Origin of the sequence: Microcoleus sp. B13-B6, from assembly GCF_036705405.1 — a bacterium.
Taxonomy (GTDB): Bacteria; Cyanobacteriota; Cyanobacteriia; order Cyanobacteriales; family Microcoleaceae; genus Microcoleus.
The window spans coordinates 1-24,472 of sequence record NZ_JAUBUJ010000118.1; the positions used below are offsets into that span (position 1 = coordinate 1).

16 protein-coding genes and 1 pseudogene are annotated in these 24,472 nt (G+C 46.0%); 11 read left to right on the forward strand and 6 right to left on the reverse strand.

Features of this window, described 5'->3' with window-relative positions; all coding sequences use genetic code 11:
- The 3 genes from QUB35_RS33730 to QUB35_RS33740 all read left to right on the forward strand — a co-directional run.
- Positions 1 to 389 (forward strand): HNH endonuclease signature motif containing protein (locus QUB35_RS33730; protein WP_333146554.1); only part of this gene is annotated, 389 nt, incomplete at its 5' end.
- A complete protein-coding gene (locus QUB35_RS33735) occupies positions 382 to 1,104 on the forward strand; it encodes an IS200/IS605 family accessory protein TnpB-related protein (RefSeq protein ID WP_333146556.1) in 723 nt (240 codons plus the stop codon). The genes QUB35_RS33730 and QUB35_RS33735, both read left to right, overlap by 8 nt.
- A gap of 678 nt (positions 1,105 to 1,782) precedes the next feature.
- Positions 1,783 to 2,397, forward strand: coding sequence for a hypothetical protein (locus tag QUB35_RS33740; RefSeq protein WP_333056059.1), 615 nt, complete (start codon positions 1,783 to 1,785; stop codon positions 2,395 to 2,397).
- A 362-nt stretch (positions 2,398 to 2,759) separates the two neighbouring features.
- Here QUB35_RS33740 and QUB35_RS33745 read toward each other — a convergent pair.
- Both QUB35_RS33745 and QUB35_RS33750 read right to left on the reverse strand, forming a co-directional pair.
- A pseudogene (locus QUB35_RS33745) lies at positions 2,760 to 3,066 on the reverse strand (saccharopine dehydrogenase-like oxidoreductase); the annotation flags it as partial.
- A 202-nt stretch (positions 3,067 to 3,268) separates the two neighbouring features.
- Positions 3,269 to 5,590, reverse strand: a complete 2,322-nt coding sequence (locus QUB35_RS33750) for an NACHT domain-containing NTPase (protein ID WP_333146558.1) — start codon at positions 5,588 to 5,590, stop codon at positions 3,269 to 3,271.
- Between the two features lie 236 nt (positions 5,591 to 5,826).
- Here QUB35_RS33750 and QUB35_RS33755 point away from each other — a divergent pair, with 236 nt between their 5' ends.
- The 3 genes from QUB35_RS33755 to QUB35_RS33765 all read left to right on the forward strand — a co-directional run bounded on the left by QUB35_RS33755 (position 5,827) and on the right by QUB35_RS33765 (position 9,625).
- On the forward strand, positions 5,827 to 6,477 hold the full coding sequence (locus tag QUB35_RS33755; RefSeq protein WP_333146560.1) for a hypothetical protein: 651 nt from the start codon (positions 5,827 to 5,829) through the stop codon (positions 6,475 to 6,477).
- Positions 6,478 to 6,719: 242 nt separating this feature from the next.
- On the forward strand, positions 6,720 to 8,378 hold the full coding sequence (locus QUB35_RS33760; protein WP_333146563.1) for an ABC transporter substrate-binding protein: 1,659 nt from the start codon (positions 6,720 to 6,722) through the stop codon (positions 8,376 to 8,378).
- Between the two features lie 236 nt (positions 8,379 to 8,614).
- Positions 8,615 to 9,625 carry an ABC transporter permease gene (locus QUB35_RS33765; protein ID WP_333146565.1) on the forward strand — a complete coding sequence of 337 codons (1,011 nt, stop codon included), beginning with the start codon at positions 8,615 to 8,617 and terminating at the stop codon, positions 9,623 to 9,625.
- Positions 9,626 to 9,636: 11 nt separating this feature from the next.
- Here the strand turns inward: QUB35_RS33765 and QUB35_RS33770 are convergent, their stop codons facing one another.
- A complete protein-coding gene (locus QUB35_RS33770; protein WP_333146567.1) occupies positions 9,637 to 10,047 on the reverse strand; it encodes a hypothetical protein in 411 nt (136 codons plus the stop codon).
- A gap of 517 nt (positions 10,048 to 10,564) precedes the next feature.
- Between QUB35_RS33770 and QUB35_RS33775 the strand changes: the two genes are divergently transcribed.
- The 4 genes from QUB35_RS33775 (at position 10,565) to QUB35_RS33790 (ending at position 17,502) form a co-directional block, all read left to right on the forward strand.
- Positions 10,565 to 12,433 (forward strand): efflux RND transporter periplasmic adaptor subunit, encoded by a 1,869-nt coding sequence (locus QUB35_RS33775; RefSeq protein ID WP_333146569.1) that lies wholly within the window; start codon positions 10,565 to 10,567, stop codon positions 12,431 to 12,433.
- 424 nt (positions 12,434 to 12,857) lie between these two features.
- Complete coding sequence (locus tag QUB35_RS33780) at positions 12,858 to 14,075, forward strand: ABC transporter permease (protein WP_333146571.1); 1,218 nt, start codon at positions 12,858 to 12,860, stop codon at positions 14,073 to 14,075.
- Between the two features lie 150 nt (positions 14,076 to 14,225).
- Positions 14,226 to 15,446, forward strand: a complete 1,221-nt coding sequence (locus QUB35_RS33785) for an ABC transporter permease (RefSeq protein ID WP_333146581.1) — start codon at positions 14,226 to 14,228, stop codon at positions 15,444 to 15,446.
- Positions 15,447 to 15,771: 325 nt separating this feature from the next.
- Positions 15,772 to 17,502, forward strand: a complete 1,731-nt coding sequence (locus QUB35_RS33790) for a chemotaxis protein CheB (RefSeq protein WP_333146573.1) — start codon at positions 15,772 to 15,774, stop codon at positions 17,500 to 17,502.
- 130 nt (positions 17,503 to 17,632) lie between these two features.
- Here the strand turns inward: QUB35_RS33790 and QUB35_RS33795 are convergent, their stop codons facing one another.
- Positions 17,633 to 20,668, reverse strand: coding sequence for a glycerol-3-phosphate acyltransferase (locus QUB35_RS33795; RefSeq protein ID WP_333146575.1), 3,036 nt, complete (start codon positions 20,666 to 20,668; stop codon positions 17,633 to 17,635).
- A gap of 563 nt (positions 20,669 to 21,231) precedes the next feature.
- Between QUB35_RS33795 and psb35 the strand changes: the two genes are divergently transcribed.
- Entirely contained in the window at positions 21,232 to 21,444 is a 213-nt protein-coding gene (gene psb35 / locus QUB35_RS33800) for a photosystem II assembly protein Psb35 (protein WP_333146583.1), read from the forward strand.
- 366 nt (positions 21,445 to 21,810) lie between these two features.
- On the opposite strand, the gene QUB35_RS33805 is transcribed toward psb35, so the two are convergent.
- Together QUB35_RS33805 and QUB35_RS33810 are read right to left on the reverse strand one after the other, a co-directional pair.
- Positions 21,811 to 23,859, reverse strand: a complete 2,049-nt coding sequence (locus QUB35_RS33805; RefSeq protein ID WP_333146577.1) for a SpoIIE family protein phosphatase — start codon at positions 23,857 to 23,859, stop codon at positions 21,811 to 21,813.
- A 44-nt stretch (positions 23,860 to 23,903) separates the two neighbouring features.
- Positions 23,904 to 24,038 carry a hypothetical protein gene (locus QUB35_RS33810; RefSeq protein ID WP_333146579.1) on the reverse strand — a complete coding sequence of 45 codons (135 nt, stop codon included), beginning with the start codon at positions 24,036 to 24,038 and terminating at the stop codon, positions 23,904 to 23,906.
- Positions 24,039 to 24,472: the final 434 nt, after the last annotated feature.

Below are 24,472 nucleotides of genomic sequence, written 5' to 3' on the forward strand. Positions count from 1 at the left end.
GTGCAGGGAAACTTGCAAGCACGGTTCTTAGGGGGGAAGGGGACAGCAATGTCCCTGCCCTACCCGACTATTGGAGTACAAGAATGGGAAAAAACCCGGAAATGCCCAAAAAAGTGGCAACACTCTTAAAAAAGCAAAAAGGGAAATGCACCCACTGCGATTTGTTTTTCCGTGAAAACGATGTGTTAGAAGTTGATCATAAAATCCCTAAATCGCAAGGTGGTAAGGATATCTACGACAATTTGCAACTACTACACAGACATTGCCACGACACAAAGACAGCCAATGATGGCAGTCTTGGTACAAAATCCGGCTGTAATAGTGCCGAGCCTAAGCCCACCAGAAAACTTGAAAAAGTCGCGGATAAATGGGTAATGAGGTATGCGTGACAAGCACCAAATCATTGAGGAGCCGTGTGAAGGGAAACTTTCACGCACGGTTTTGAAGACCAGCGGGGTTGGTGACAGCCTGGCTGAGTTTAATTCTATTGGGTGGGCGTATGTTGATACTGAAGGGAATCTCCAAGCCAAAGGGCAGATTCCATTGCAGATGGGCTTACCGAATGGCAAGCAACAGGCTCAGATCGTTAATGCTTGCCTGCAATTAGCAGCAAAGGCTGTGGAATTTGAATGTCCTGTAGTTTGCGAAGAACTTGATTTCTCAGCAAAAAAAGAATCTTTAGGAGAGAAGGGTAAAAAGTATGCCCGGATGCTGTCAGGCTGGGCATACAGCGAGTTCTACAAACAACTCAATTCTATTTTATCGAATCGCGGAATTGAGCTAATTGTAGTCAATCCGGCTTATTCAAGTATTATCGGTTTGGTAAAATATCTAAAAATGTATGGTCTAGCTAGCGACGAATCTGCCTCTCTGGTCATTGCTCGCAGAGCCATGAAATTAAGTGAAAGAATACCTCGCTCCTTAACCGCCTATTCCGAGGTGAACCCGGAAAAGCACGTTTGGAGCGAGTGGAACCAACTGAATAAAAAAATCAAACGTTCCGGTGTAATATTACGTCGTTGTAATTATTATACCGTTTCTAACTGGAGTTTCTTGGTCAACCTCGATACCGAGGAAGCGCAAGCGCTAAGAAAGAACGTTTAAAGCTTATACCGCAGAGTTTACCTAGGTTTGCCTAGGTTTTCACAAGCGGTACAACCCCTCAGTGCTTTAGTAAGTCTTTAAAATTAGTCGATTTTTGTAAAGATTTAGGTTTTATGTTGACTTATGATCAATCTTATGAGTTATAAGGTTGCCGCATCGCGCTCTTGAGCTTGGGGTATTGACACACTCAGCTCTGAAGACACGCTCGATTCTTGAATAGACTAGGGGAGAGAGCAATTTTTGCCTGGCTGCTATCACTTCAGTTGAGGCGAACTGGTACATTCCGATGGCGAATATGATCTGGATTTATAGTACGTCGTTTTCCCATTTTGCTCCCAGAGTCACACCTTAGAGACCAGATTAGCTTTTTGGCTCTGATGAAGTTCAGGCGAGCGGCATAAAATAACAGAGAGGCATCGTATCGGGCTTAATCTTGAGACTGCACATGGCTCAAACCTTGTAAATAAAAAGGCTGTAAGCATTCTCCCGACATTTGTAGCCCATAGCCATAAATGCTTCAATCGCTGTTCGCGTTACACAGCAAGGCCTGGAGGCAAGCTCAAGTTCTCCGAAGGGGGGAACTTGAGCTTAAGTTGTCACCAATGGGGTCTTCCTAGTAACTAGAAGCGATCGATTAGCAATGAGCAAATTAGTAATTACTTATTCTTTGGTTTGAATATGTCTGTTAAACAATCACATTACGAGACTTTACTAGCAGAGTACAGCGAATCTTCGGCGGCGATCGCCCTGCTGAAAAAATATCGGGTTTACATGGAAATGATTCCGAGTATCCGCCGCGCCCATGAGAGTTTAATCACAATTCCTTTGCCAATTGCGCGCTTGCGGGACGGGGTTTCTTATGCGGGAAGCAGCGGCACTAGCATATCGCCCGGACAGGCAGTTTGTTTGCCCTGCGATTTGGCGATTTTGATGTGCGATCCTGAATGGAAAGTTAAAATTGGAGTGGAAATTTTGATTTTCATTCATCGTCCGGGCGAAGAGTTTTCTGAGTTGCTCGGCCGCTGGCGGCAGTCTCAGGTTTGGCTCGATAAAGGTTACGAATGGGTGATGCCACACCGCTACAGACATATTTACAGCGATGAAGCTGAGGCTGTTCATCCGCTATTTGTTTTGTTTGAGGAAACGCCGGAACTGGTTCAACGGGGTTTGATGGCGGCTGGTTTGCCGTTTGTAGTGGAAAGTTTCGAGTCTGGGAGTGAGGAAGTAGAGGAGGAAGAGTTTCTGGGTAGCGGGGAACTGGGAAGTATTGGTGAAGAGAGTTTTGATTTGTAGGGTGGGTGCGATCGCCTATAGCCATCGTATTGCTTGAAGTAAAGTAGATTTTTTTTAACAAACCGCAGAGGGCGCAGAGGGCGCAGAGAAAGAGAAAAGAGAGAAATATTGATGTTTTGGAATCCCGAATCGGGTTGTTATATGCAGATATTCAAAAATATTTTGGGTGGGGAAAGGAATGTTTATGCTCCACAGGTAGATTGCATTTCCAACAATCGAATTAATCGATAGCTTTGTCATTTGTGACCCGCCCAAAAACGGATACAAGCCCCCGATGTCGTGGAGAAATAAAAATTTTAGACGAAACTTCAAGCTCCCAGATTCATGGAGTAAATCTCAAATCTCAAATCTCAAATCTCAAATCGAATGACCCCTCTAGCTGGGTTGCAAACGTTGGCTTTCATGCTGGTTGCGACGCCTAATGTAAAGGTGTGGGTTGAGATTTAGCCCTCGAATGAATGTGCGATCGGTAATTTGGACGTTGGTGTTCAGGGGTTTTTTGGAATTGTGGGTATGGACGACGCCGCCGAGTGTGACTCGATCGCGATCGGAAATTCCCGCGAATTCCAACATGATATCATCGGCGTGTTCCATATTTTCTAGCTTCAATAAACCGCCGGTGCTATCTAACAGTGCTTCCACTTCTGGATCAGTCATCGCTTGGGCTTTTGGTACGTCATTCACGGGGCTTTCTTGAGAGCGGACAATTTTTTATGATCTGTCAATAGGGGACAAGTGAAGAATATATTTAGATTCTGTTTGGTTTTAATTGCGATCGGCTTCAAGCAGATTAGTTGCATTGGCTGGTCTTGGTTAACTTAATTGACCGATCTGGAAGATATTCTCAACACACGGACGAGAGTCGGTGCTTTTACTTATACTTTTTAATTTCATCTTTTGGCAATAACAATGTTTCTTCTATCTCTTCGCGCACTTCAGGAGATACATTACAAGCGCTATTTAGACAGTCTATCAGCAGCTTATTGGCATCGTAATACTGCTGTAATAGTTGCTTTTGTGAGTCGTTAAACTGCCAGTTATGACCAATATTGCGATACTTTATAATCAAACTTCTGAATTTTTTCGTCCAAAGTTGACCATTTTCGGCTTGCCACTTATCAAATGAAAGACTATCTTTCCAATCAGGCAGTTCCGCTTCAAGTTGTTGTAATGATTGCCACAGATTAAAATCAAACTCACCGTCAGGGGTAACAAAATCAGGATCGATACAGTCGTTAATGGCATGAGCGAGAGTGGCATACAGACAGAAATCGATATGCAAATCAACAGGAGAGTTGTTAAAATTTTCGTGGAAACCTATTAAATTAGAATCAACCTTAAAGGCAAGGTTTAGAGAGCAATCAAGATCGGGCGAATGAGTGGAGGCCGGAGCCACAGCTAGATCGAAGTAGAACGCTCGGATTGCTGCTCTTTTAAACGGAAGTTGAATTAAGCAAGATTTTTGATTTATCCAATACAAAAAATGTTGTAGCTTTTCATCATGCCCTAAAAGTACATCAATTGCCTGCTTCATATAAAACAACAGACAGTCTGCACTTGCTAACATTTCAACCACTAAAAAAAACACTTCCCGCCAGGGTTTATCAGTAATGTTATTAATCAGAATTGGCCAAGCCTGTTGCTTTGGTATGTATGAATTACAACTGATCGCAATTTTTCTGGCTATAAAATACTCTTGAAAAGTCAAGTGAGAATAAGAATAGATTTTATGCGCCCGTTCCACCAATAACCCATGTTGCGCCTCAATTGATTTTAGCACCGCTTCACTATCTACCTGCAACGCCTCCGGGTCGTTTTGAGCATCGGGCAGATTGCGGATGTAATCAGAAATATACTGCTCTAGTTGTTTCTGTTTAAAGAAATAGTCTCCCTGCTGAAATGTCGTTAGAGCAATTTGACTGAGTAAATCTTTCTTGTGCTGCAATGAGAGATTTTTATAAACCTGCTCTCGCTCAATCTTTCGCGTTTCATCCCATCTTCTCAGCAGAATATCTACTCCTTCTTCATAAAGTTCGGAACGTAAGCCGGGAAATTTGGCTGATTCTTCAAACACCAAACATAACAGCGTTAGCAGTAACGGATTTGTTGCCAGTTCTCGAATCCGGTTGTTTTCCCTAAGCTGTTGAATAAATTCCTCTGCTTTCGCGGGTTCCTTAGCTTGAAACCATTTTCGGGCAAAGGTGGCTATCTGTTTGTCATCAAAATCTGCGACTTCCACCTCTGTAAACTTCTCAAAAGTATAATCTTTTGCTGCAATCCGACAAGTCATTACAAAGTTATTGGTGCGAAATTTGTCAGATAAATAAAGAACTTGCTTGATGACATGGCTGTTATGCTCAACTTTTACTTCATCTAAACCATCGAGTAAAACCAGTGCCTTACCGTGCTTGAAAAGGACAGCTATTTGGTCAGCAGAAACATCACAATCAGAAAACATCTGGGTGATGTATTCCAGTAAGCTAGGTTTTCCTTCAGTTTCTGCAAACTGCTTGAGCGTGAGAAAAATAGGAAGGCGATGAGCTTGAAATTTACCTCGATCGCACTGGATTGCTAAATATTTTAAAAATGTGGTTTTTCCTGACCCTGGCTTACCCAGCACAATCAATTTTGAGTATTTGTCAACCGCTTCTAGTCCTAGTATTCGTTTATCAGTTACTCTGCCAAGCCCGAAGCGATAGAAGTTTTCCGGGTTACAGTCTTGCAACAGTTCATCAATTTCGCGCCGCCGATGACTGGTAATTTTTTCCAGAATATTGACGTTGGTGTAAAGGTCACTTACGTCAATGGGTTGCGACATCGTGAGCGATCGCATTGTACCGCACTGGTCTTGAATCATCTCGTGGCAATTCTGGCGCACCTCTTGCACCAAGTCATTTAACTCATCCTCTGACAGATTAGAAGTTGGAGAGTCCGAAGCCTTGCATTTACGATATTCAGCAGTCAGAAAATTGAGCAAGCGACCATATTTACCTGGGCCTTTACCGTTGATACTGAACTTTTTGTAAACGTGGCTCATGCGAGTGGTAAGCGCACTGCTGCTGATATGGAGTTCTGTTGCTATCTCCAACTCTGTCTTGTTACTGCTAAACCAGAGTACAAAAGCATCCTCTTGCTCTGGCGAAAGCGCATACTTACGAGCCATCTCAATTAAAAAGTCACGCGGCATTGACATGGACTAGCCTCTCTATTACCTGACAACGAATTCAGTATCTTCTATCTAGCCTTAAATCACAGTTAGGGCTGCTCTTATATTACTTATTGTGGAGCCAAAATGCTATTCAATAGCAGGCTGAAACTGAAGATTCTAGATATGTCAGCCTAAGTCAGTCTAAGTCAGCCTCAACGTGAGAGATATCTCCAAAGCTAAATTGCGAAATTGAATTTAGTAATTTTTGGGAGATTCTTATCATGAAAAGAACCAGGGCTAATGGACGGTTTGACTACAAAGGCAAAAATGGCATTCTGCTACCAGCAGTTACCACGATACTTAAGGCTACACAGCCGCTTGAGTCTGTAGCTGCTCTTTGTAATTGGCGCAAGAAAGTAGGAAACACAGAAGCAAATCGCATTGCTGTAAGCAGCCGTCGCCGGGGAGAACTATTGCATCAGTGGGTTAAGGATTATTTGCAAGGGTTATCTCCCGCTTCCAGCCTAATTCAGCCCTATTGTTATAGCGTTCAGCCTGTACTGGAGAAACTTAGCGATGTCCAGTTGGTGGAGACAGTTGTGCCAAATTATGTGGAAGGATACGCTGGGAAAGTTGATTTAGTTGCCCGTTATCAAGGTGTTCCATGCACTATTGAGTGGACGACTGCTGAAGAACCTAAACTGCGAGTAGAAAAACTCTACGACAAGCCTTTACAGTTAGTTGCTTATGGTGGGGCAATTAATCGATGCTATGGTGAGAGTCTGTTTGGTTCTAAAATTGTTAATGCTTTGATTGTTGTGGCTCTTCCCGATGAAGATGCGGAAATATTTGTGTTGGAACGCGAACTATTGCTGGAATACTGGCAGAAGTGGTTGAAACGGCTAAAGTTTTTTGGAGAAAAAGCTGCTTGATAGGTTCAGAAATAGTTAGGATAGAACTGGAGTTGGCCTGTTCTATCCCTAACTATGTTTAGGGTCTTGTTTTTGGGCGGATGGTGTGCTTAGCCGCTAGCGCTTGTGACAGTTGCGTAAGTCCTGATAGAATTTATTAAATTAACCGCAGAGAGCGCAGAGTTCGCAGAGGGAAGAGCCGGGGAGAATTACCATTTTATTATTACATGAGTACAATTTACTATTAAACGGGAGCTATTGAAATGAGATTGTTAAAACCCTGGCGTTTAGTTTTATTAAGTATAGTTTTTGGGATGGCTGTAATTTTATCAAATTGCGGCACGCCCTCAAACACGGTTAGCAATAATTCTCCAACTCCGACAACTCCTGCTGCGGTTCCGGCTGGGGCTTTAGTTTACGGTGCGGGTGGGCCGCCGATAAATCTGGAACCGGGAAATATTACTGATGGCAATTCGGTGATTGTTATCGACCAAATTTACAATCGCTTGACTGATTTCAAACCGGGAACTGTGGAACTTGAGCCGAGTCTCGCTACTGAATGGTCAAGTTCTAAAGATGGTAAAACTTGGACTTTTAAGTTGCGTTCTGGGGTAAAGTTTCACGACGGTACGGATTTTGATGCGGAAGCTGTTAAGTTTAATGTGGAGCGCTGGTGGGATGCGAAAAATCCTAACGGTTTTCGAGAAGCGGGCAAGACTTATCCGATTTGGAAAAATTTATTTGGCGGGTTTAAGGGAGAAAAAGATTCTTTAGTAAAAGATGTGGCGGTTGTTGATAAGTCTACAATTAAATTTGTTTTGAATCGACCTTTTGCTGCTTTTCCGTCGGCGATTGGGTCGGGTTATTTCGGGATGGCGAGTCCGGCGGCGGTGAAAAAAGCGGGTGCTAAGTACGGCACTCCGGGGTCTCTGGCGGTGGGGACGGGGCCTTTTGTGTTTCAGGAATGGCGATCGGGCGATCGCATTGTTTTGGAGAAAAATCCGAATTATTGGAAAACTGGCACGCCAAAAGTCAATCAATTGGTAATTCGTTTTGTTGACGATCCGGCAGCGAGACTGGCTCAGTTGCGAGCAGGACAACTTGATTTTACTGTGGATTTAACGCCGGATCAACTGAAAGAAGTTCAGGGAGATCCTAATTTAGAAGCTGTTGTGCGACCTTCTTTTAATGTCGGTTATTTAGGGCTAAATCCGACTTACGAACCTTTGTCAAAACCGGAAGTCAGGCGGGCGATCGCCCAAACCATTAACAAGCCAGCCATAGTCCAAGCTTTCTGGGGAGAACTCGGAAAACATGATTCGCAATTTATCCCGCCTGCGCTGAATTGGGCGGCGTCCGATCGAGTTAAAGATTATGAATTTAACCCGCAGCAAGCTAAAGCAATGCTCGCGAAAGCCGGTTATCCGAACGGTTTTGATTTGGATTTGTGGTATATGCCCGTGGGCCGTCCCTATTTTCCCACGCCGAAGCCGATCGCTGAGGCATTTGCGGCGGATTTGAGCGCGATCGGGATTCGGGTAAAATTGCTGACAAAGGATTGGTCTGCTTATTTAGCCGATCGGCTAAAACCTCCCGGATTTCAATCTTTTATGATGGGTTGGACTGGAGATTATGGCGATCCAGACAATTTTTATTATCCTCACTTCGGGCCTGGTTCCACGGGGGATTTGGGAAATTGGAAAAATCCGAAAGTTCTGGAACTTTTGGATCAGGGGAGGGCGAGTGGCGATAAAGCAGCTAGGGCGAAAATTTATGCGGAAGTTAGCGAGATTTTGCATGGGGAAGCTGTGCGTTTGCCGATCGTACATTCGCAGCCGCTTTTAGGGAAACGCAAGAATATTCAAGGTTGGATTCCGAGTCCTTTGGGGTCTGAGTCTTTTGAGGATGTTAGTAAGTCTTGAAAGCGGCGGGTTTTCCTTGTATCTAATTGTGTAGGGGCGGGTTTTACCAACAATATAGCCCTAATACCGACAATCTCAAAAACCCGCCCTCTTCACTTCGTGGTTCCCTAAAAAAGGGCGGGTTTATCTATATTTTTAGTCATGCCAAATATTGCTCATAAAAAACCCCCTACCAATCATATAATAATATGTGAAAAAGCCGCAAAATCCGAGACGCTAGAATCTATATTAAAAACATGATTAATTATATTGTAAAACGTTTGCTGGGACTATTGCCCGTCCTTTTCGGAATCACTCTGCTAGTATTTATATTTTTGCATTTGATACCAGGAGACCCAGCTACAGTGCTTTTGGGAGAACGGGGAACTCCCGAACAGGTGGAAATTTTGAGAGCGAGATTAGGTTTAAATCAGCCTTTGCCTTTGCAATATTTGGCTTTTTTATGGAGTTTGCTACGCTTGGATTTGGGAAATAGCATTATTAGCGGTATCCCCATAATTGATGAAATTACAAGTCGCTGGCCTGCTACTTTTGAACTGTCTGTGGTGGCGATGTTGGTGGCACTTGTTATCGGAATTCCGGCGGGGATTTTGGCTGCTGTTCGGAAAAATAGCTGGCTGGACAATCTAGCGATGAGCGGTTCGTTAATTGGCGTATCTTTGCCGGTGTATTGGTTGGGATTGATGTTGATTTATTTGTTTGCTGTTTATCTGAAATGGCTGCCTCCTAGCGGGCGAATTAGTGTAGATTTGGGGTTTGGTTTTAAGTCGATTACGGGTGTTTATGTTTTGGATGCGTTGCTGAGGTGGGATTTGGCGGCTTTGCGGGATGCGATCGCCCATTTAATCCTGCCAGCTTTGACTTTAGGAACTATTCCTCTGGCTATTATAGCTCGCATCACTCGTTCTGCGATGCTGGAAGTGCTTTCTCAAGATTACATCCGCACTGCGAGGGCGAAGGGATTGCCGGAATATTGGGTAATTTTGAAACACGCTTTGAAAAATGCGTTTTTGCCGATCGTCACAACTATCGGTTTGCAGTTCGGCACTCTTTTAGGCGGCGCTATTCTGACTGAAACGATTTTCTCGTGGCCGGGAATTGGTTCTTGGATTTACACCGGTATTCTGACGCGGGATTACCCAATTGTCCAAGGAGGAGTAATCTTTGTGGCTGTAACTTTTGTACTGATTAATCTGGCGGTTGATATTTCCTATGCTTTTTTAGATCCGAGAATTCAGTACCGTTAATGAAAAGGAAATCAGACACGAAATGCTTGTTTAACATCCGGCCGCTGCAGGTAGTAAATGCTAGCCACTGCAAAACCCAGAGTTAAAAAATTGACTGCTGTACCGCCGCTGCCCAACATTTTGGCAATTTGCGCGAGGGTAGCGATGATGTGGACAATTAACGTTCCCGTCCAAGCCCATTTTTTGAGTTGAAACAAACCCCAAGTTAAGAGTAAAGAGAGGAGGCCTAAAATAAAACTAATTCCAGCAAAAATTGCAATGAAGCCGCCGATTACAGTGCCAACTTTTGCCCCGCCGACAGCCGCACCGATGCCGCCAAAAATCCCGGCAAAAAGTAAGATGAACAAGCCGTCAAGCAGACTGAAAATGCCGCTAATTAGCTGCAAGATTGCCAAAACTGTAACACTTTGAGGGCGATTCATTGTTTTGATTTTCCATTTTTAACGGATTTGAAAAATATTTTAACCTGTTGTGGGCACAGGGCGAATATGTATTCAGGGTTTACACACCGCTACCCGTGAAACCGGGTTTATGAGAATAAGTGTGTCCATACTGTGTCGTTGCGAGATTCGCACTGGCAGATCCCGCAGCGATGGGTTCGCGAGTCCGCAATGACCGAGTTTAGTCGATCGCCCGCTGCCCGATCGGCCTTTGTTGCTGCTGAGGATCACGCCCCGATCTCCCAAAAATGATATTATTTATTAAAATATATTTTTATTTGCCAGCAGCCGGGAGCAATTTTGTTTAGATCCACCTCTTTTGGCTGAAAAAACTTAACATTTGTTAATAAATTGCAAAGATTAGCTATAATTGTTTACAGGTGCGGGTTGGGGAACTTTTTTAAATTCACCCGATCGGATGAGTCTGAAAGACGATGCCGAGCATCAGCAAAAATTTTACCTTTAAAGGTAATCCTGAGATTAAATTAGGTGAGTCGGTATGATCGTTAGCCCTAAAAAGGAAACTGCTCAGGTCAAGGTGGAAGATACTCAGATTGTAGACACCAAGGCCGCAGAGACCAAAATTGCAGATAAAAAAACCGCCCAAAAGCAGTCTCCGAAGAAACCCGCGCGCAAACCGCAGCGGTGGGCGATTGGGTTGGTTGCAGCCGGGTTGCTAGCTGTACCGACCACAATATATATAGCAAAAAGTCGATCGCAGCCGAAAGTAGATGCGATCGCCACTATGACAGTGCCGGTGGAAGCGCAAAACCTCACGGTGCGGATCACGTCCAGTGGCACCGTGCAGCCCGTACAGCGCGTGAATCTCAGCCCCAAAGGCTCCGGGCGCATAGCAGAATTATTTGTCGAACAGGGCGATAAAGTCGAAGCAGGACAAATCGTGGCCCGCATGGAAAGCCGCGATGTAGAAGCTCAACTCGCTCAAGCTAAAGCCCGCGAAGCCAGCGTGCGAGCCAAACTCGCCAAAATTGAAGCCGGGAATCGATCGGAAGACATCGCCAGCGCCCGAGCGCGCTTAGAGCAAGCCGAAGCCAGTCTCGCGCAAGCCCAAGCCGGTAGCCGCGTTGAAGAAGTTGCAGGAGCCAGAGCCCGCTTGCAGCAGACTCAAGCAGGCTTGCAGCGACTGCGAGCCGGCAGCCGCGTTGAAGAAGTCAGCCAAGCGCGAGCTCGTTTAGCCCAAGCTCAAGCTCGTTTAGCAGATGCTCAAACCGGCAGTGTCAAACAAGAAATTGCCCAAGCACAAACGCAAATTGACTCGAGTAAAGCCCAAGCGGAACTAACTGCTCAACGGGTGGAACGCAACCGACCGCTAGTGGAAGAAGGCGCTCTTGCTAAAGATAAACTTGATGAATTAATTAAAGAAAATCGCACTGCCCAAGCTAAATTAATAGAATCTCAAAGACGCCTGCAACAACTACAAGAAAGTCGGGAGTCCCAAATTCAGCAACTGCAAGCTGCTGTCCAAGTCGAGCAGCAAGCATTGAAGCAATTGCAAAACGGCACGCGATCGGAAGAAATTGCCAAAGGCGAAGCAGAAGTTGCCGAAGCTAAAAGCAAATTAGCACAACTAGAAAACGGCAACCGTCCCGAAGAAATCGCCAAAGCAGAAGCAGCAGTTGCTGAAGCAAAAAGCCAATTTGCCGCACAAGAAAACGGTTCTCGCCCGGAAGAAATAGCTCAAGCTAAAGCTGAATTAGCCGAAGCTCAAGCTCAAGTTCGCTTTCAAGAAGTGCAGTTAGAAGATACGAAAGTTCGCGCTCCTTTTGCTGGAATTATTACCCAAAGATACGCCATCCAAGGAGCTTTTGTAACTCCCGCAACTTCTGCCTCGGAAGCAACTTCGGCAACTTCGACATCGATTGTCGCTCTAGCTAGAGATGTGGAAGTTTTGGCGAAAGTCCCGGAGGCTGATATCAGTCAAATTAAACCGGGTCAAGTCGTTGAAATAGTGGCTGATGCTTATCCCGATAAAGTGTTTAAAGGTCGCGTTAAATTAATTGCACCGGAAGCGGTTAAGGAACGGGATGTGACCCTATTTCAAGTGCGAGTTGCCATTGATACGGGCAAAGAGTCGCTGCAATCGGGGATGAATGTAGATTTGAGATTTGTTGGTCAAAAGCTGAGCAATGCTTTAGTTGTGCCGACGGTGGCAATTGTCACTAATAAAGGTCAAACGGGTGTGCTGGTTCCTGATGAGAAACAACAGCCGAAGTTTAAGCCTGTTACGGTTGGATCGACTATTGGCAACAAGATTCAGATTTTAGAGGGTGCAAAAGTGGGCGATCGCGTTTTTACCGAACTTCCTCAAGGTAAAAAGCTGGAGGATATTATCAAGAATCAGAAATAGGGCATGGGGCATGGGGCATGGGGCATGGGGCATGGGGCATTATTTATCTCGATCGCTCTAGGGTGTTTTCTTTCCCCGGAGATCCCCCCTAACCCCCCTTAAGAAGGGGGGGACAAGAGCAGTCAAAGTCCCTCTTAAGAAGGGGGGACAACAGTATTCAAAGTCAACCCCTACTCCCCTTATTAAGGGGGATTTAGGGGGCTCTAAACTAGACTACAAGCGAGATTGATTATAGGTTTAAATATTAATTTGACACCAATAATCCCAATCCCAAATCCCCAATCCCCAATCCCCAATCGAAAATCCAATAATTCCCAATCCCCAATCCCCAATCCCCAATCGAATAATCCCCAATCCCAATCCCCAATCTCAAATCCAATAATCCCCAATCTAAAATCTAAAATCCAAAATCTAAAATCGAATTATGGATATTGTTGAAAGCGTCAAAATGGCTGTCACAACTTTGATGGCAAACAAGCTTCGCAGCACCTTGACGATGTTAGGAATTATCATCGGCAATGCTTCGGTAATTTCTATGATCGGTATTGGCGAAGGAGCTCAAACATTTATCGAGGGACAAGTTAACTCTCTGGGTTCAAACTTGCTATTTATTATTCCCGGAAGCCCTGAAGCGCAAAGCCGCCCGGTGATTCCGCCCCAGACTTTAGTAGTGGAAGATGCAGAGGCGATCGCATCTCAAGTTCCTTCTGTCGAAGAAGTCGCACCAACTCTCAATGACAGTCAACTCGTTACCTACCGCAACAAAAATGTCTCATCTTCTATTGTTGGAACTACGCCAGAGTTTCTGACAGTCAGAAGCTTTGATGTTGCCCAAGGTCGATTTTTAAACAAATTAGATTTAGAAAGACAAGAAAATGTGGTGGCTTTAGGATCGGAAGCAGCAGAACAATTGTTTGGCAATACACAGCCAATTGGTCAATACATTCGCATCAAAAACTCGACTTTTCAAGTGATTGGTGTCATGCAGGCGAAAGGCTCAAGTTTTGGCGACAATCAAGATATGAATGTTTATTTGCCGCTGACAACAATGGCTAACAGAATTGTTGGTCGCTCGTCTCCCTACGGTACAAAAGTAACATTTATTTCGGTTGCTATCAAAGATGAAAGTATGATGCAAGCGGCCCAATTTCAAATAGAAAATTTGCTCAGGTTGCGGCACAAAATTACTAAAGAAGATGATTTTACTGTTCGCAACCAGAAAGATTTAATGAATACTTTGGGCAGTATTACTGGTGCTTTGACGTTGATGTTGGCTTTCGTGGCGGCAATTTCGCTGTTTGTCGGCGGCATCGGGATTATGAATATCATGCTGGTTTCGGTTACTGAACGCACGAAGGAGATTGGATTGAGAAAGGCGATCGGAGCTTCTCAGCAAGATATCCTGATTCAGTTTATGATAGAGTCTGTGATTTTGTCGGCGGCAGGCGGGGCGATCGGCACTGGATTCGGTATCGGCGGCGTGCTTTTAGTAGCTGCTTTTACTCCCTTGCAAGCTAGCGTTTCCCCAGTGGCGATCGCACTTGCAGTCGGTGTTTCGGGCAGTATCGGCTTGTTTTTCGGCATTGTGCCCGCAAAACAAGCTGCTAAACTCGACCCGATTGTGGCATTAAGAAGTGCTTAAGAAGTCATTAGTCATTAGTCATTAGTCAGTAGTCATTAGTTATTTGTTGGTTTCCATTACCAATTACTAATTTCCGATGCCCGATGCCCGATGCCCGATTCCCAATTCCCGATGCCCGATGCCCAATTCCCCATTCCCAATTCCCAAATTATGAATTTTATTGAAAGCGTCAAAATGGCCGGTCAAACGCTACTAGCCAACAAAATTCGCAGCAGTTTAACAATGATTGGCATGATTGTCGGCAATGCCTCAGTAATTGCCATGATTGGAGTGGGAGAAGGAGCTCAAAAATTTGTAGCAGGACAAGTTCAATCTCTGGGTACAAATGTATTGATAGTTAGGCCGGGAGTTCCCAACGCTAGGCGAAGTACCATCTCAAGTGCGCCTCAAACTCTCGTATTGCCAGACGCAAAGGCGATCGCAACTCAAGTCCCATCCGTTCAAGGCGTCTCAGCAGAACTTAACAGTTCTGAAATAGTTCGCTACAGCAACAAAAATGTCTCATCTCTAATTTTTGGCACAATTCCAGAGTTTCTAGAAGTTAGAAGCTTTGAAATGGCAAAAGGGCGGTTTTTGACCGAACTTGATGTTAAGCAAAGTAACCAAGTTGTGGTGCTCGGTTCAGAATTGGCCGAGAAACTTTTTGGCAATACAAATCCCTTGGGCGAACAAGTGCGGATCAAAAATGTCAGCCTCAAAGTAATTGGAGTATTGGCGCCCAAAGGCACATCTTTTGGTACGAATTTTGATAATTCCGCCACTGTGCCGATCACCACAATGGCCAATCGCATAGTTGGGCGCAAATCTCCCTACGGTTTGGCTGTCACGTCGATATTTATTTCGATTAAAGATGAATCGCAAATGGATGCGGCGCAATTTCAGGTGGAAAACCTGCTGAGATTGCGGCATAAAATTACTACCGAAGATGATTTTACTGTCAGAAATCAAAAAGATTTAATGGCAAGAATGGGGGCAATTTCCGGCGCTTTGACTCTGATGTTAACTGCTGTTGCCAGCATTTCCCTATTAGTCGGTGGCATTGGGATTATGAACATTATGCTTGTGTCCGTTAGCGAACGCACTCAGGAAATCGGGCTCAGAAAGGCGATCGGCGCATCTCAACAAGATATCTTGTTTCAATTTATTGTTGAAGCTGTAATTTTATCCGCCGCCGGAGGGATAGTCGGTACTTGCGTCGGTGTCGGCGGTATCTTGCTTGTAGGTAATTTCACGCCCCTGCAAGCTGGAATATCACCCGTGGCGATCGCCCTGGCTGTCAGTGTATCCGGTGCAGTAGGCCTCTTCTTCGGCGTTGTCCCCGCCCGCCAAGCCGCCAAACTAGACCCGATCGCAGCTTTGAGGAGTGCTTAATAAATATCTACTTAGTCCGTTACACAATCCGCTCATTTATGATATGGAATAGGGGTTATATAAAAATTTAAAAAAACTGTTTTTTTGTAAAGATTTAACAAAGTGGCACTGTTTGAGGAACTTTTTTAAATAGTATCTTGACGTACATTTACAGCGCAAAAGTTCATCAAAAACCCATTCAACGTTAAAGATTTAATAAAGCTTTGTTGTGGCGTTTGCTTGCGAACCACAAAGTTTAATAATATTAAAGCTGGGGTAAACAGACTCAAGCATCTACTGACAGTAGGAATCTATGCGCTTTAATCAAAATATCCAATAAATCAACATGGCATCCCTGACCCCTAGTTCTAACTTTGACTATCTCGAAGGAACTACGCAAGCAGACACATTTAACGCCTTGGATGGCAACGACATCATTTATGCCAACAGCGGAGACGACTATCTCGGAGGCGATGTCGGCAAAGACAAAATCTGCGGCGACCAAGGCAACGATACGATTGTTGGCGGTGCAGACGACGACATCCTCTGGGGAGGCAAAGGCAGCGACCTAATTGGTGGCGATTCCGGCAACGATCTCATCTACGCGGGCGCAGGTAGCGATACCATGAGCGGCGGCACAGGCGATGATATATTTGCCATTGCTAAAGGCAGCGGCGGCCCAACTTTAGCCACAGCCGACTACATCGCCGACTTCGGCAACGGCAATGACAAAATTCGATTGCTAGACGGCCTCAGCTTTGAAGATTTAAACATCCAGCAAGGCACCGGAGTCAACAGCAACAGCACAGTAATTCAAGACAAAATTACGGGCGAGTATTTAGCAGTATTGCAAGGAGTCAACAGCAACACAATCAACCGCGACCAATTCACAAATCAGCTATCGGGAAACCCTGTCATTGAGTGGAACGGAGTCCTGCTGAATGCAGTGCGGACAGCCAGCACCGCGCCTCCCCTCGCCTCCCGCAACATGGCAATGGTTCACGCAGCCATTTACGATGCTGTTAACTCGATCGGCAAAAAATACACCCCTTACCTCGTGGAAATAGACCCACCCGCAGGTACATCAGCAGAAGCAGCCACCGCAGCGGCCGCCTACGGCGTCTTAGTCAACCTCTACCCAGCGCAAGCAGCCACATTCAACGAAGCATACGCATCGTCTTTAGCTAAAATTACCGATGGCAAAGCCAAAGAAGACGGGATTGCCCTCGGACAGCAAGTTGCTGACCAAATTATCAGTTTGCGGAGTACAGACGGCATCACGAAAGTAGTGCAGTACACCCCCTCAACCGACCCCGGCCGTTGGGTGCCGACTCCCCCCGCCCTTGCCACCGCGCTGGGGCCACAGTGGGCCCAAGTTACTCCCTTTGCCATGACTAGCGGTTCTCAGTTCCGCCCGCCCGGCCCGCCCGCCCTCGACAGCGCCAAGTACGCAGAGGAACTTAACTACGTCAAAGAAATCGGCAAAAGTGACAGTCTTACGCGCACCCCAGACCAAACAGCGATCGCCAAATTCTGGGCCAACGGCGCTGGGACGTTTACGCCTCCGGGTCACTGGAACCAAATCGCCGAAGAAACAGCAACTCTCACCGCCACATCCCTGGAAGATAGCGCCCGGTTGTTTGCCCTGTTGAATATTGCTCTCGCCGATGCAGCTATTAGTTGCTGGGATGCCAAGTACCAGTACAATTTATGGCGGCCGGTGACAGCTATCCGCCAAGCTGAGACAGACAACAATACCGACACCACAGCCGACCCCCTGTGGACTCCGCTGCTAACTACTCCCCCGTTCCCTGAGTACACGTCGGGCCACAGTACCTTTAGCGGTGCCGCAGATCCTGTTATGAGTTCTGTCTTTGGTTCGGATTACGGCTTTGCCGATCGGGGAGACAGGAGTGTCAACACTTTGCGAACCTACCAAAACTTCAGCGAAGCGGCCGATGAATCGGGCATGAGTCGCATTTACGGAGGCATCCATTTCATGAGTGCTAACGTAGATGGTTTAAGTACGGGTAGAAAGCTGGGGAATTATGTTCTCCAGAATTTCTTAACAGCCTAGGAAAGTTGGGACGGGTTTACGAGATTGCTGAGATGTTGCACCATTTTCAATAATCTTTTTAGGAACAGGCAAGATGCCTGTTCCACAAGAAATCAACTCTTTGTGGAACAGGCATCTTGCCTGTTCCTAATTATTCCAGCAATTCTACAGTGCCGAGATACCCGTCTACTCGGACTTTTTGACCGTCTCGCAAGCGAGTTGTAGCTTCAGAAATATTCATAACTGCGGGAATTTTGTACTCGCGAGCGATAATTGCTCCGTGAGATAGTTGGCCACCAACTTCGGCGATAATTGCTGTTGCTCCTAATAGCAGCGGTGCCCAACCTGCATCGGTGTATGGGACTACTGCGATCGCATTTTCTCCTAAATCTGTGCTCGCGGTGCGGCAAATCTTGACAAAGCCTTCGACACGACCAATACTTGCTGGAATTCCCTGGATGATATTAGTTTCTGATGTTGCGGAGTCGATCGCCCTTGTCTGAGAATTTGGCAGCAAATTGCCGTAGACTACGGGGGGAATCTGGCGATCACGATCGGCTACCAGGCGATCGCGCCTTTGGCTAATTGTATCCTTAAACGAAACACTTGCACCGCTACGAATCCACTGCTGAATTTCCCCAAATTCCAGATAAAAAATATCCCCGCTTTCCTCAAACACCTGCATTGCCAAGCCGCAAGCTTCAATCTCCAAAAAAGTCCAGCGCAGGTGAGCCAACAACCGCGCGTAAATTTCGCTAATTTCGTTTTTGACAAGCGCTCTTTCTTGACATTTATCTAATCGCCACTTCTGCGAAAAACTCAATCCTATTTCACCTTTCTCAACTAAATTAGTTTCGGCTTTTTGAGCCATATTTATTAGCAACTTTTGATAAACTTCCGGTTGTTCTCGCCAAGTAGGAACAGCAATATCCGTTCCCACATCGCTCAAATATCCGTAAATATCAAGCCACTTTTCAAAATCTGCTTGTAAAGCCGGAGTTTCCGCAAATGTCTGTCCTAAATGTGCGACTGAAACAGTTTCGTCAGGCTGCGAAACAGCAGCGTGCCGCAATTTCTGAGCCAACTGCTGTAAAGCTCGCACCGAAGCAATTTCAGGAGCGCTGTCATTAGCCAGCCAGTCATCATTAACTCGAAAAATTGCCTTGCGAATAGCCAGCCCGATCGGCCCTAATATATTGTAGTAAGTAATCGGTTTCAGCCACTCCTGAATTTGCTCCGCTCTCTCCAACAATTCCGTTAAATATTGATAATTGGGCATTGGGCATTGGGCATTGGGAATTGGGCATTGGGAATTGGGCATTGGGAATTGGGCATTGGGCATTAAAATTCCTTTTGACTCATCCTCAATAATTAATCCGTGTATCCGTGTCAAAACCCGTGTCGTGCCTTCCTTCTCCAAACTTTGCAGTGCCGGGAGGAAAATAGAAGTACGATCGCCCTTAAATTCTGCATTCAGCGCCCTCTCCCGCTGCACCAGACGCCACAAACCAGGCAAATTCTGCAAAATCTTCCCCAAAGGCGGCTTGCCCATTTTTTGCCCTCTCAGCAAAAATTCCAAACCCTGCTCCGGCAATCCCATCATCCGAAAAATTTCGCCCAACAAAGTCGCATTAAAATAGGCGTGAGAACCCAGCAAAGTTGCCGTTTCATTAAAGTTTAAGCCACTGGCGCGATCGCCCAAAACCACCTTAAAAATCTCTCCCCAAACCCCGCAAGTTAGCGGCCGATTAATCGACCAAGTTAGGGGGCGAATTGCACCAGGAATTACTTCTGCTGCAATAGTGCGCGTCCAAAAAGGCTGTAAATTAGTAATTGGGCGGCTTTGCAAAATCCAAACTTTTTCCCCGTCCCAACTCCACTCAATATCCTGCGGGATTCCGTGAAAGAATGCTTCAATCGCTTGGGCTTGTTTCACCAATTCTGCTAAAATCGATTGAGCAATAATTGAATTAGTTTGAAGTTCAGTTAATTTTTTTTCTAAGGATTCAGGTTGACTAAAATCAATTTCTAAATGAACCGGAGTAGATTGTCCGCCGACAACAGATTCAGCCCCTCCCGGTAAAGCTTCAATAATAATCTGGGAACCGCCATCTAAAGGATTGCGACTGAACATGACTCCCGCAAATTCGCTGTCAATATAAGGCTGAATTAATACAGCCATTTGGGTGTCTGGCAATTGTCGCTGTCGGCGGTAAGCCACAGCTTCGGAAGTCCAATAAGACTGGCGGCAGCGATTAATTGCATCGAGTAATTCTGCTTCAGTGAAAACAGGGCCAATAGTTTGATATTGTCCGGCGGCAGAACTCGTATCGCCATCTTCTCCCGCAGCAGAAGAACGCACAATCATTCGATTTTGGATTTTGGATTTTAGATTGTGAATGGAAGCATTGGAAATTGACAATTCATCACTATTTCCTCGCTGCCCGATGCCCGATGCCCGATGCCCGATGCCCGCTTCTTGGGATAATATCCAACCAGAAGGTACATTAAACCCGGCTCGTTTCAGTTGAGACAATTTAGCTGCTTTATCGCCACAGATTGCAGAATCTAACGAGTCATCAAGAGAAAACAATTGGTCTGATTTAGATAAAGCCATATCATCACCCTGACGAAGACTAATTGTGAAGAGTAAAAAGGCTAATCCTGCTGCTGCTAAAAATTCGGGCATTGATTGACGCCACACCCAAACCCAGATTGGGGTACACAGACACCCGCAACGGGAAGCAAAGAGTCTCGCCCGATCGCCCTCACCCCACCACCGCTGTGCCAAACCCCACACCAGCAGCCCCCAAATGCCCGATGATACAGCCACCGGCGGCGAAAATACCAAAAGACCCCAAACAGCGTTGGTTACGCCTCCACCTCGGGCGATCGCATATCTGCCCGCAACTAGAGGAATTAACAGGGCGATCGCGATCTCCGGTGCATCCGGGAAGCAAAATCGCCCCGCCAAAACCGGCAGAATACCCCTGGCAATTTCCGCCAACACCGCAGCAATTCCCGCTAATTTCCCGCCGTGAATGAAAGCTGCAGACACTCCCACATTCCCCGTGCCCAGCGCCCTCAAATCTCGGCGGCTAAACACTCGCACCGCCCATCCCGTTAGCGGTAAAGCACCCAGGCTGAAACTCGCAGCCAACAGCAATGCTATTGTCCCCAACGGCATAAAATCTGCTCTCCTATTTTCAACCTCTAAACATTATGACGGCAATTCTGTCAATTTTTCTGTCTTCCGATATATCAACCACACGGCATTAGCACTTAAGATAATGTAAAAGTAGAGTAGATAAGGATTTAGCCTAGTCAAGAACCTCAGCCCTGACGGCATGAGGCTTGAAAGAGAAATCTAACAAGCCATCTTGACCCGCCTTGCGTCTTAACTGACTACGTTTTTTGAGTCACGACACCGGGCGAATGCGAAGCTAGTTCCCTGCTCTGTCGCTAGTAGTTAAACAGTTCTAAGGTCACTGGAACCGTGCTGCTAGCCCGCGCAAGCTCAGAAAACATTGGCAAAGCTAACTTTACCCCAGAAATGGGAGATTGATGACAACCATATCCTCACGGGGGGCAACCATACCCCCCTACCCGCAAGGGGATTCAAATTAAATGTAAAGCCGTCCTGTAAGGACGGGGTTTCAGACCCGAGGAATTTTGATGATAGATATCAGCTTGACCACTCCCATAGCAGTTGTTGTTGCACCCATCAAGCTAGTAATGATTGAGCTGCTGATGCAGCAGCCCGTGCCGGAATCAAGTGTCAGCTTGAGCACTCCAATATTAGTTCTTGTTGCTGGCTTTATTGCTGCAGCTACGATCGGCTCGATCGCCTGGTACAACTCCAAGCGCCCACCCGGTTGGGAAGCCAAAGAACGCCCGGATTTTGTACCGAAAGTTGATAAAGACGATTTGATTGCTGAAGTTTCTGAGTCAAAGAAAAAATAGAATAAAGCTGTTTTAGCTCGGAAAAAGCTTTGAGAGGAATAGGAATTACCCTTGCAGATCGCTCCGGTAGGGTGCGCCTTGGCGCGCCTTACGCTATTTAGAAAGGCTTTGAGTGAATAGTTTTAATTGACCGAAAGCACTAATGTCAATAAAGGGAGCGCTCATCCCGCGATCGATCGCTTTCTTTACATTGATACCATATATCATTAGATAGATTTAATCATAGAAATTTAGAAGTTGACTACAGCTTTGGAGTTCTCTTGAGATTCAGCCTCTGTTGGGGGGCGGCGTTTGAGATATCTCACCACTTTTTCGTAAATTTGACTGCTAAGGCGATCGCCCCGACGACAATTTTCCCGTTTGATGTCATAAGTTTATGGTTTCGAGGTATTCGCGATCGCTCTCAACCACTGCGGCTGCTTGAGGCTGTGACTCTGTTTCTAGGCCTAATTCCGTCCGCTTCAAAACCAACAGCGTAATATCATCAAATACTTTTTGATTGCCGATATGTCGCCGCACATCGTCAATCACCGCTTGCTTGATTTCCCCAGCCGATAAATGCCAGTTTTTGCTGATGACTTCACACATCGGCTCCACGCCATATTGTTTTTTCTTAATGTCTTTTGCTTCGGGAATACCATCGGTATATAGCACTATACCATCTCCTAGCTGTAGCTCAATTGAAATATGACTGATGAACTCAGCAATGTCATCGTGGAGGCCAATAGGAAAACCTAAATCCATCGTATCGACACGTTCTACCTGTCCACCGTTTCGCACAATAATTGTTTCTTCATGCTGACCGCTAATGCTGACGAGTCCTTGGGAGTAATTTAAAATCCCTAGGGTGAGGCTTTTGTGAGATTTCATGCGCTGCACGTTTTTGTAAAGGGTGCGGTTGAGCGCATCTAGGAACCGAACCGGGTCTACTTCACGTATCTCCTTGAGGGTACGAACGGCGGTTTGCGCCATCAGCATCAAGATGGCACTTTCAAGTCCATGCCCCGTGACATCGCCGATGCCCAGAGTGACAACGCCATCGGTGTTTAAGACATCATAGTAGTCGCCGCCGACTTCATCGGCGGCCTCCATGTATGCGGCAATATCGAGTCCTTCAATTTTCAGTTCCTCAGCAGTCGGCAGAATCATTTGCTGCATCTGACGCACGATATCCAATTCCGCACCCATGCGGAGATTGTCTTCCTTGAGTCTCTCGTTGAGGGCAATGATTTCTTCGTTAGCGGTTCCTAGTTCTGCGGTGCGTTCTTTAACTTTATCTTCAAGTGTTGCAAAAGACTCCTTTAATTGTCCGCTCATTTTGTTGAATGCAGTTGCTAGATCGTGCATTTCATCAGTCCCCTGGACATGAACAGTTTGATCCCAGTTGCCAGTAGACAACGAAGATGCAGCCTCGCTTAATTGCAGCACAGGCTGAGTTAGTCGCCACGATAACAGCAGGGCAACGATCGAACTGATTATTAGCACCACGGCTGAAACTGTCAGCGACCATAACAGTTGATTCTGAAGCGCTGCCTGCACAGGTTTTGTGGAGAGTGAAACCAGGATTGCCCCTGTTATCTGTCCTGTCTCGTCAATTAACGGCGTGGCAACTTTCAAAAAACCATCTTCTTGATAACTTTGGGTCAGTTTTTGAGCTATACTGTCCTCCAACCTTTGGGTATCTGTTGGACTCAGTATTTGACTCAATCCAGAATTGTCTGCCACACCCGTTGCATTGGTGGTGGCGTTGAGACCGACCACCCAGATGCCACCGATTTCTCCACTCGTTAACAATCGCTTGATCAAGCCATTGATTCCAACTTGTTGGCGCAACCGCTCAATAAACGAAGCGTTATACCCAACCTGCACAATCCGGGGACGATCGACCCCTGCTACTGCCACATATTTGTAGATTTGCTTATCGTACTCTCTCACCTGGGCATCCTGAACAACGGTAGATTTTGCTCCTGTTAGGAGGGGCCAAAACATAGACGCCTGGGGTTGTTTAGCCCGATCAGGACTAAACGTGAACGCGAAGGGAGCATTCTTCAAATAAGCCCGTCCAGTTTCATCCGTAATCCAGAACTCCTCCACGACGGATTTTTTGGCGATCGCACTTAACCGTTGATTGATTTGTTGGGGGCTGAGATTGGCTGCTTCAGCTATAGCAACCAGGTGAGCCGAGATCGTGGCTTGGGCAAGCATATGATCTGCGATCGTATTTTCCACATCTTTGGGAACTTTCTCAACAAACTGAGCACTGCGAGCCAGGGATTGAGCGACTTGCTTACCTTGTGCTTCAGTCTGTGCGAGGAGAGCGTGTCGGGAAGTCCAGGTCAGGAGAGCAACGGTGGGAACAAGGGCAAGGGAAACCAGCCCGATCGTTGTTAAGAGGATTTGTCTTTGGAGTTTCATAAGATTTCCATGAGTGGGTGGGCTATTCAAAGGGTCAATGCTGGCTACAGAAAAATTTGCCCATTGCCGAAGGAAAGATAACCCACCAACCCCACCGCCGCGACGATTTGCAGAACGAAGGGAACGACGAGGGCAGTACGAAGCTGGAATTTACGAGAAGTATTTTTCCAAGATTTCACGGGTATAGCGATTAACTAAGAATAATTACGCCTTTAGCATCGCTTCCAGTTGTTGCGTGGCGTTATTAGAAGTTTCTACCTGTTGCTTCAAAACCCGCAGTGTAATATCATCCCTGGCTTAGCGGGACAAAAACTGCGTTTTAAGCCCAAACGAAGCCTAAACAGGCTTTATATGAAGCTGTAGACATCCCTGTTTTCTTGCGACCCAGATTTCTGAGATTCGCTCTCAGCCGTTTACAGACAATATGCCCTGTACTATACAACTTTTTAGGTCGCATAGGAAAAAGTTTTCCCTCGCAAGCGACACCAATCTGTCGGGAGAGATACGGGCAAAACTTGTGATATAGAAAGATTCAATGTAAGGATTCAGGTCAAAAAAACTTAAGTGGCGGCATCTGGTAAAATAAAGGAATGAAAAAGCCCACAGCCACCAG

Bases quoted from the DNA above. Each gene is read 5' to 3' on its own strand.
- QUB35_RS33795 (WP_333146575.1), bottom strand. From the start codon at position 20,668: ATGCCGTTGGGGACAATAGCATTGCTGTTGGCTGCGAGTTTCAGCCTG.
- QUB35_RS33785 (WP_333146581.1), top strand. From the start codon at position 14,226: ATGAATTTTATTGAAAGCGTCAAAATGGCCGGTCAAACGCTACTAGCC.
- QUB35_RS33740 (WP_333056059.1), top strand. From the start codon at position 1,783: ATGTCTGTTAAACAATCACATTACGAGACTTTACTAGCAGAGTACAGC.
- QUB35_RS33750 (WP_333146558.1), bottom strand. From the start codon at position 5,590: ATGTCAATGCCGCGTGACTTTTTAATTGAGATGGCTCGTAAGTATGCG.
- QUB35_RS33760 (WP_333146563.1), top strand. From the start codon at position 6,720: ATGAGATTGTTAAAACCCTGGCGTTTAGTTTTATTAAGTATAGTTTTT.
- QUB35_RS33755 (WP_333146560.1), top strand. From the start codon at position 5,827: ATGAAAAGAACCAGGGCTAATGGACGGTTTGACTACAAAGGCAAAAAT.
- QUB35_RS33775 (WP_333146569.1), top strand. From the start codon at position 10,565: ATGATCGTTAGCCCTAAAAAGGAAACTGCTCAGGTCAAGGTGGAAGAT.
- QUB35_RS33780 (WP_333146571.1), top strand. From the start codon at position 12,858: ATGGATATTGTTGAAAGCGTCAAAATGGCTGTCACAACTTTGATGGCA.
- QUB35_RS33735 (WP_333146556.1), top strand. From the start codon at position 382: ATGCGTGACAAGCACCAAATCATTGAGGAGCCGTGTGAAGGGAAACTT.
- QUB35_RS33770 (WP_333146567.1), bottom strand. From the start codon at position 10,047: ATGAATCGCCCTCAAAGTGTTACAGTTTTGGCAATCTTGCAGCTAATT.
- psb35 (WP_333146583.1), top strand. From the start codon at position 21,232: ATGCAGCAGCCCGTGCCGGAATCAAGTGTCAGCTTGAGCACTCCAATA.
- QUB35_RS33790 (WP_333146573.1), top strand. From the start codon at position 15,772: ATGGCATCCCTGACCCCTAGTTCTAACTTTGACTATCTCGAAGGAACT.
- QUB35_RS33765 (WP_333146565.1), top strand. From the start codon at position 8,615: ATGATTAATTATATTGTAAAACGTTTGCTGGGACTATTGCCCGTCCTT.
- QUB35_RS33805 (WP_333146577.1), bottom strand. From the start codon at position 23,859: ATGAAACTCCAAAGACAAATCCTCTTAACAACGATCGGGCTGGTTTCC.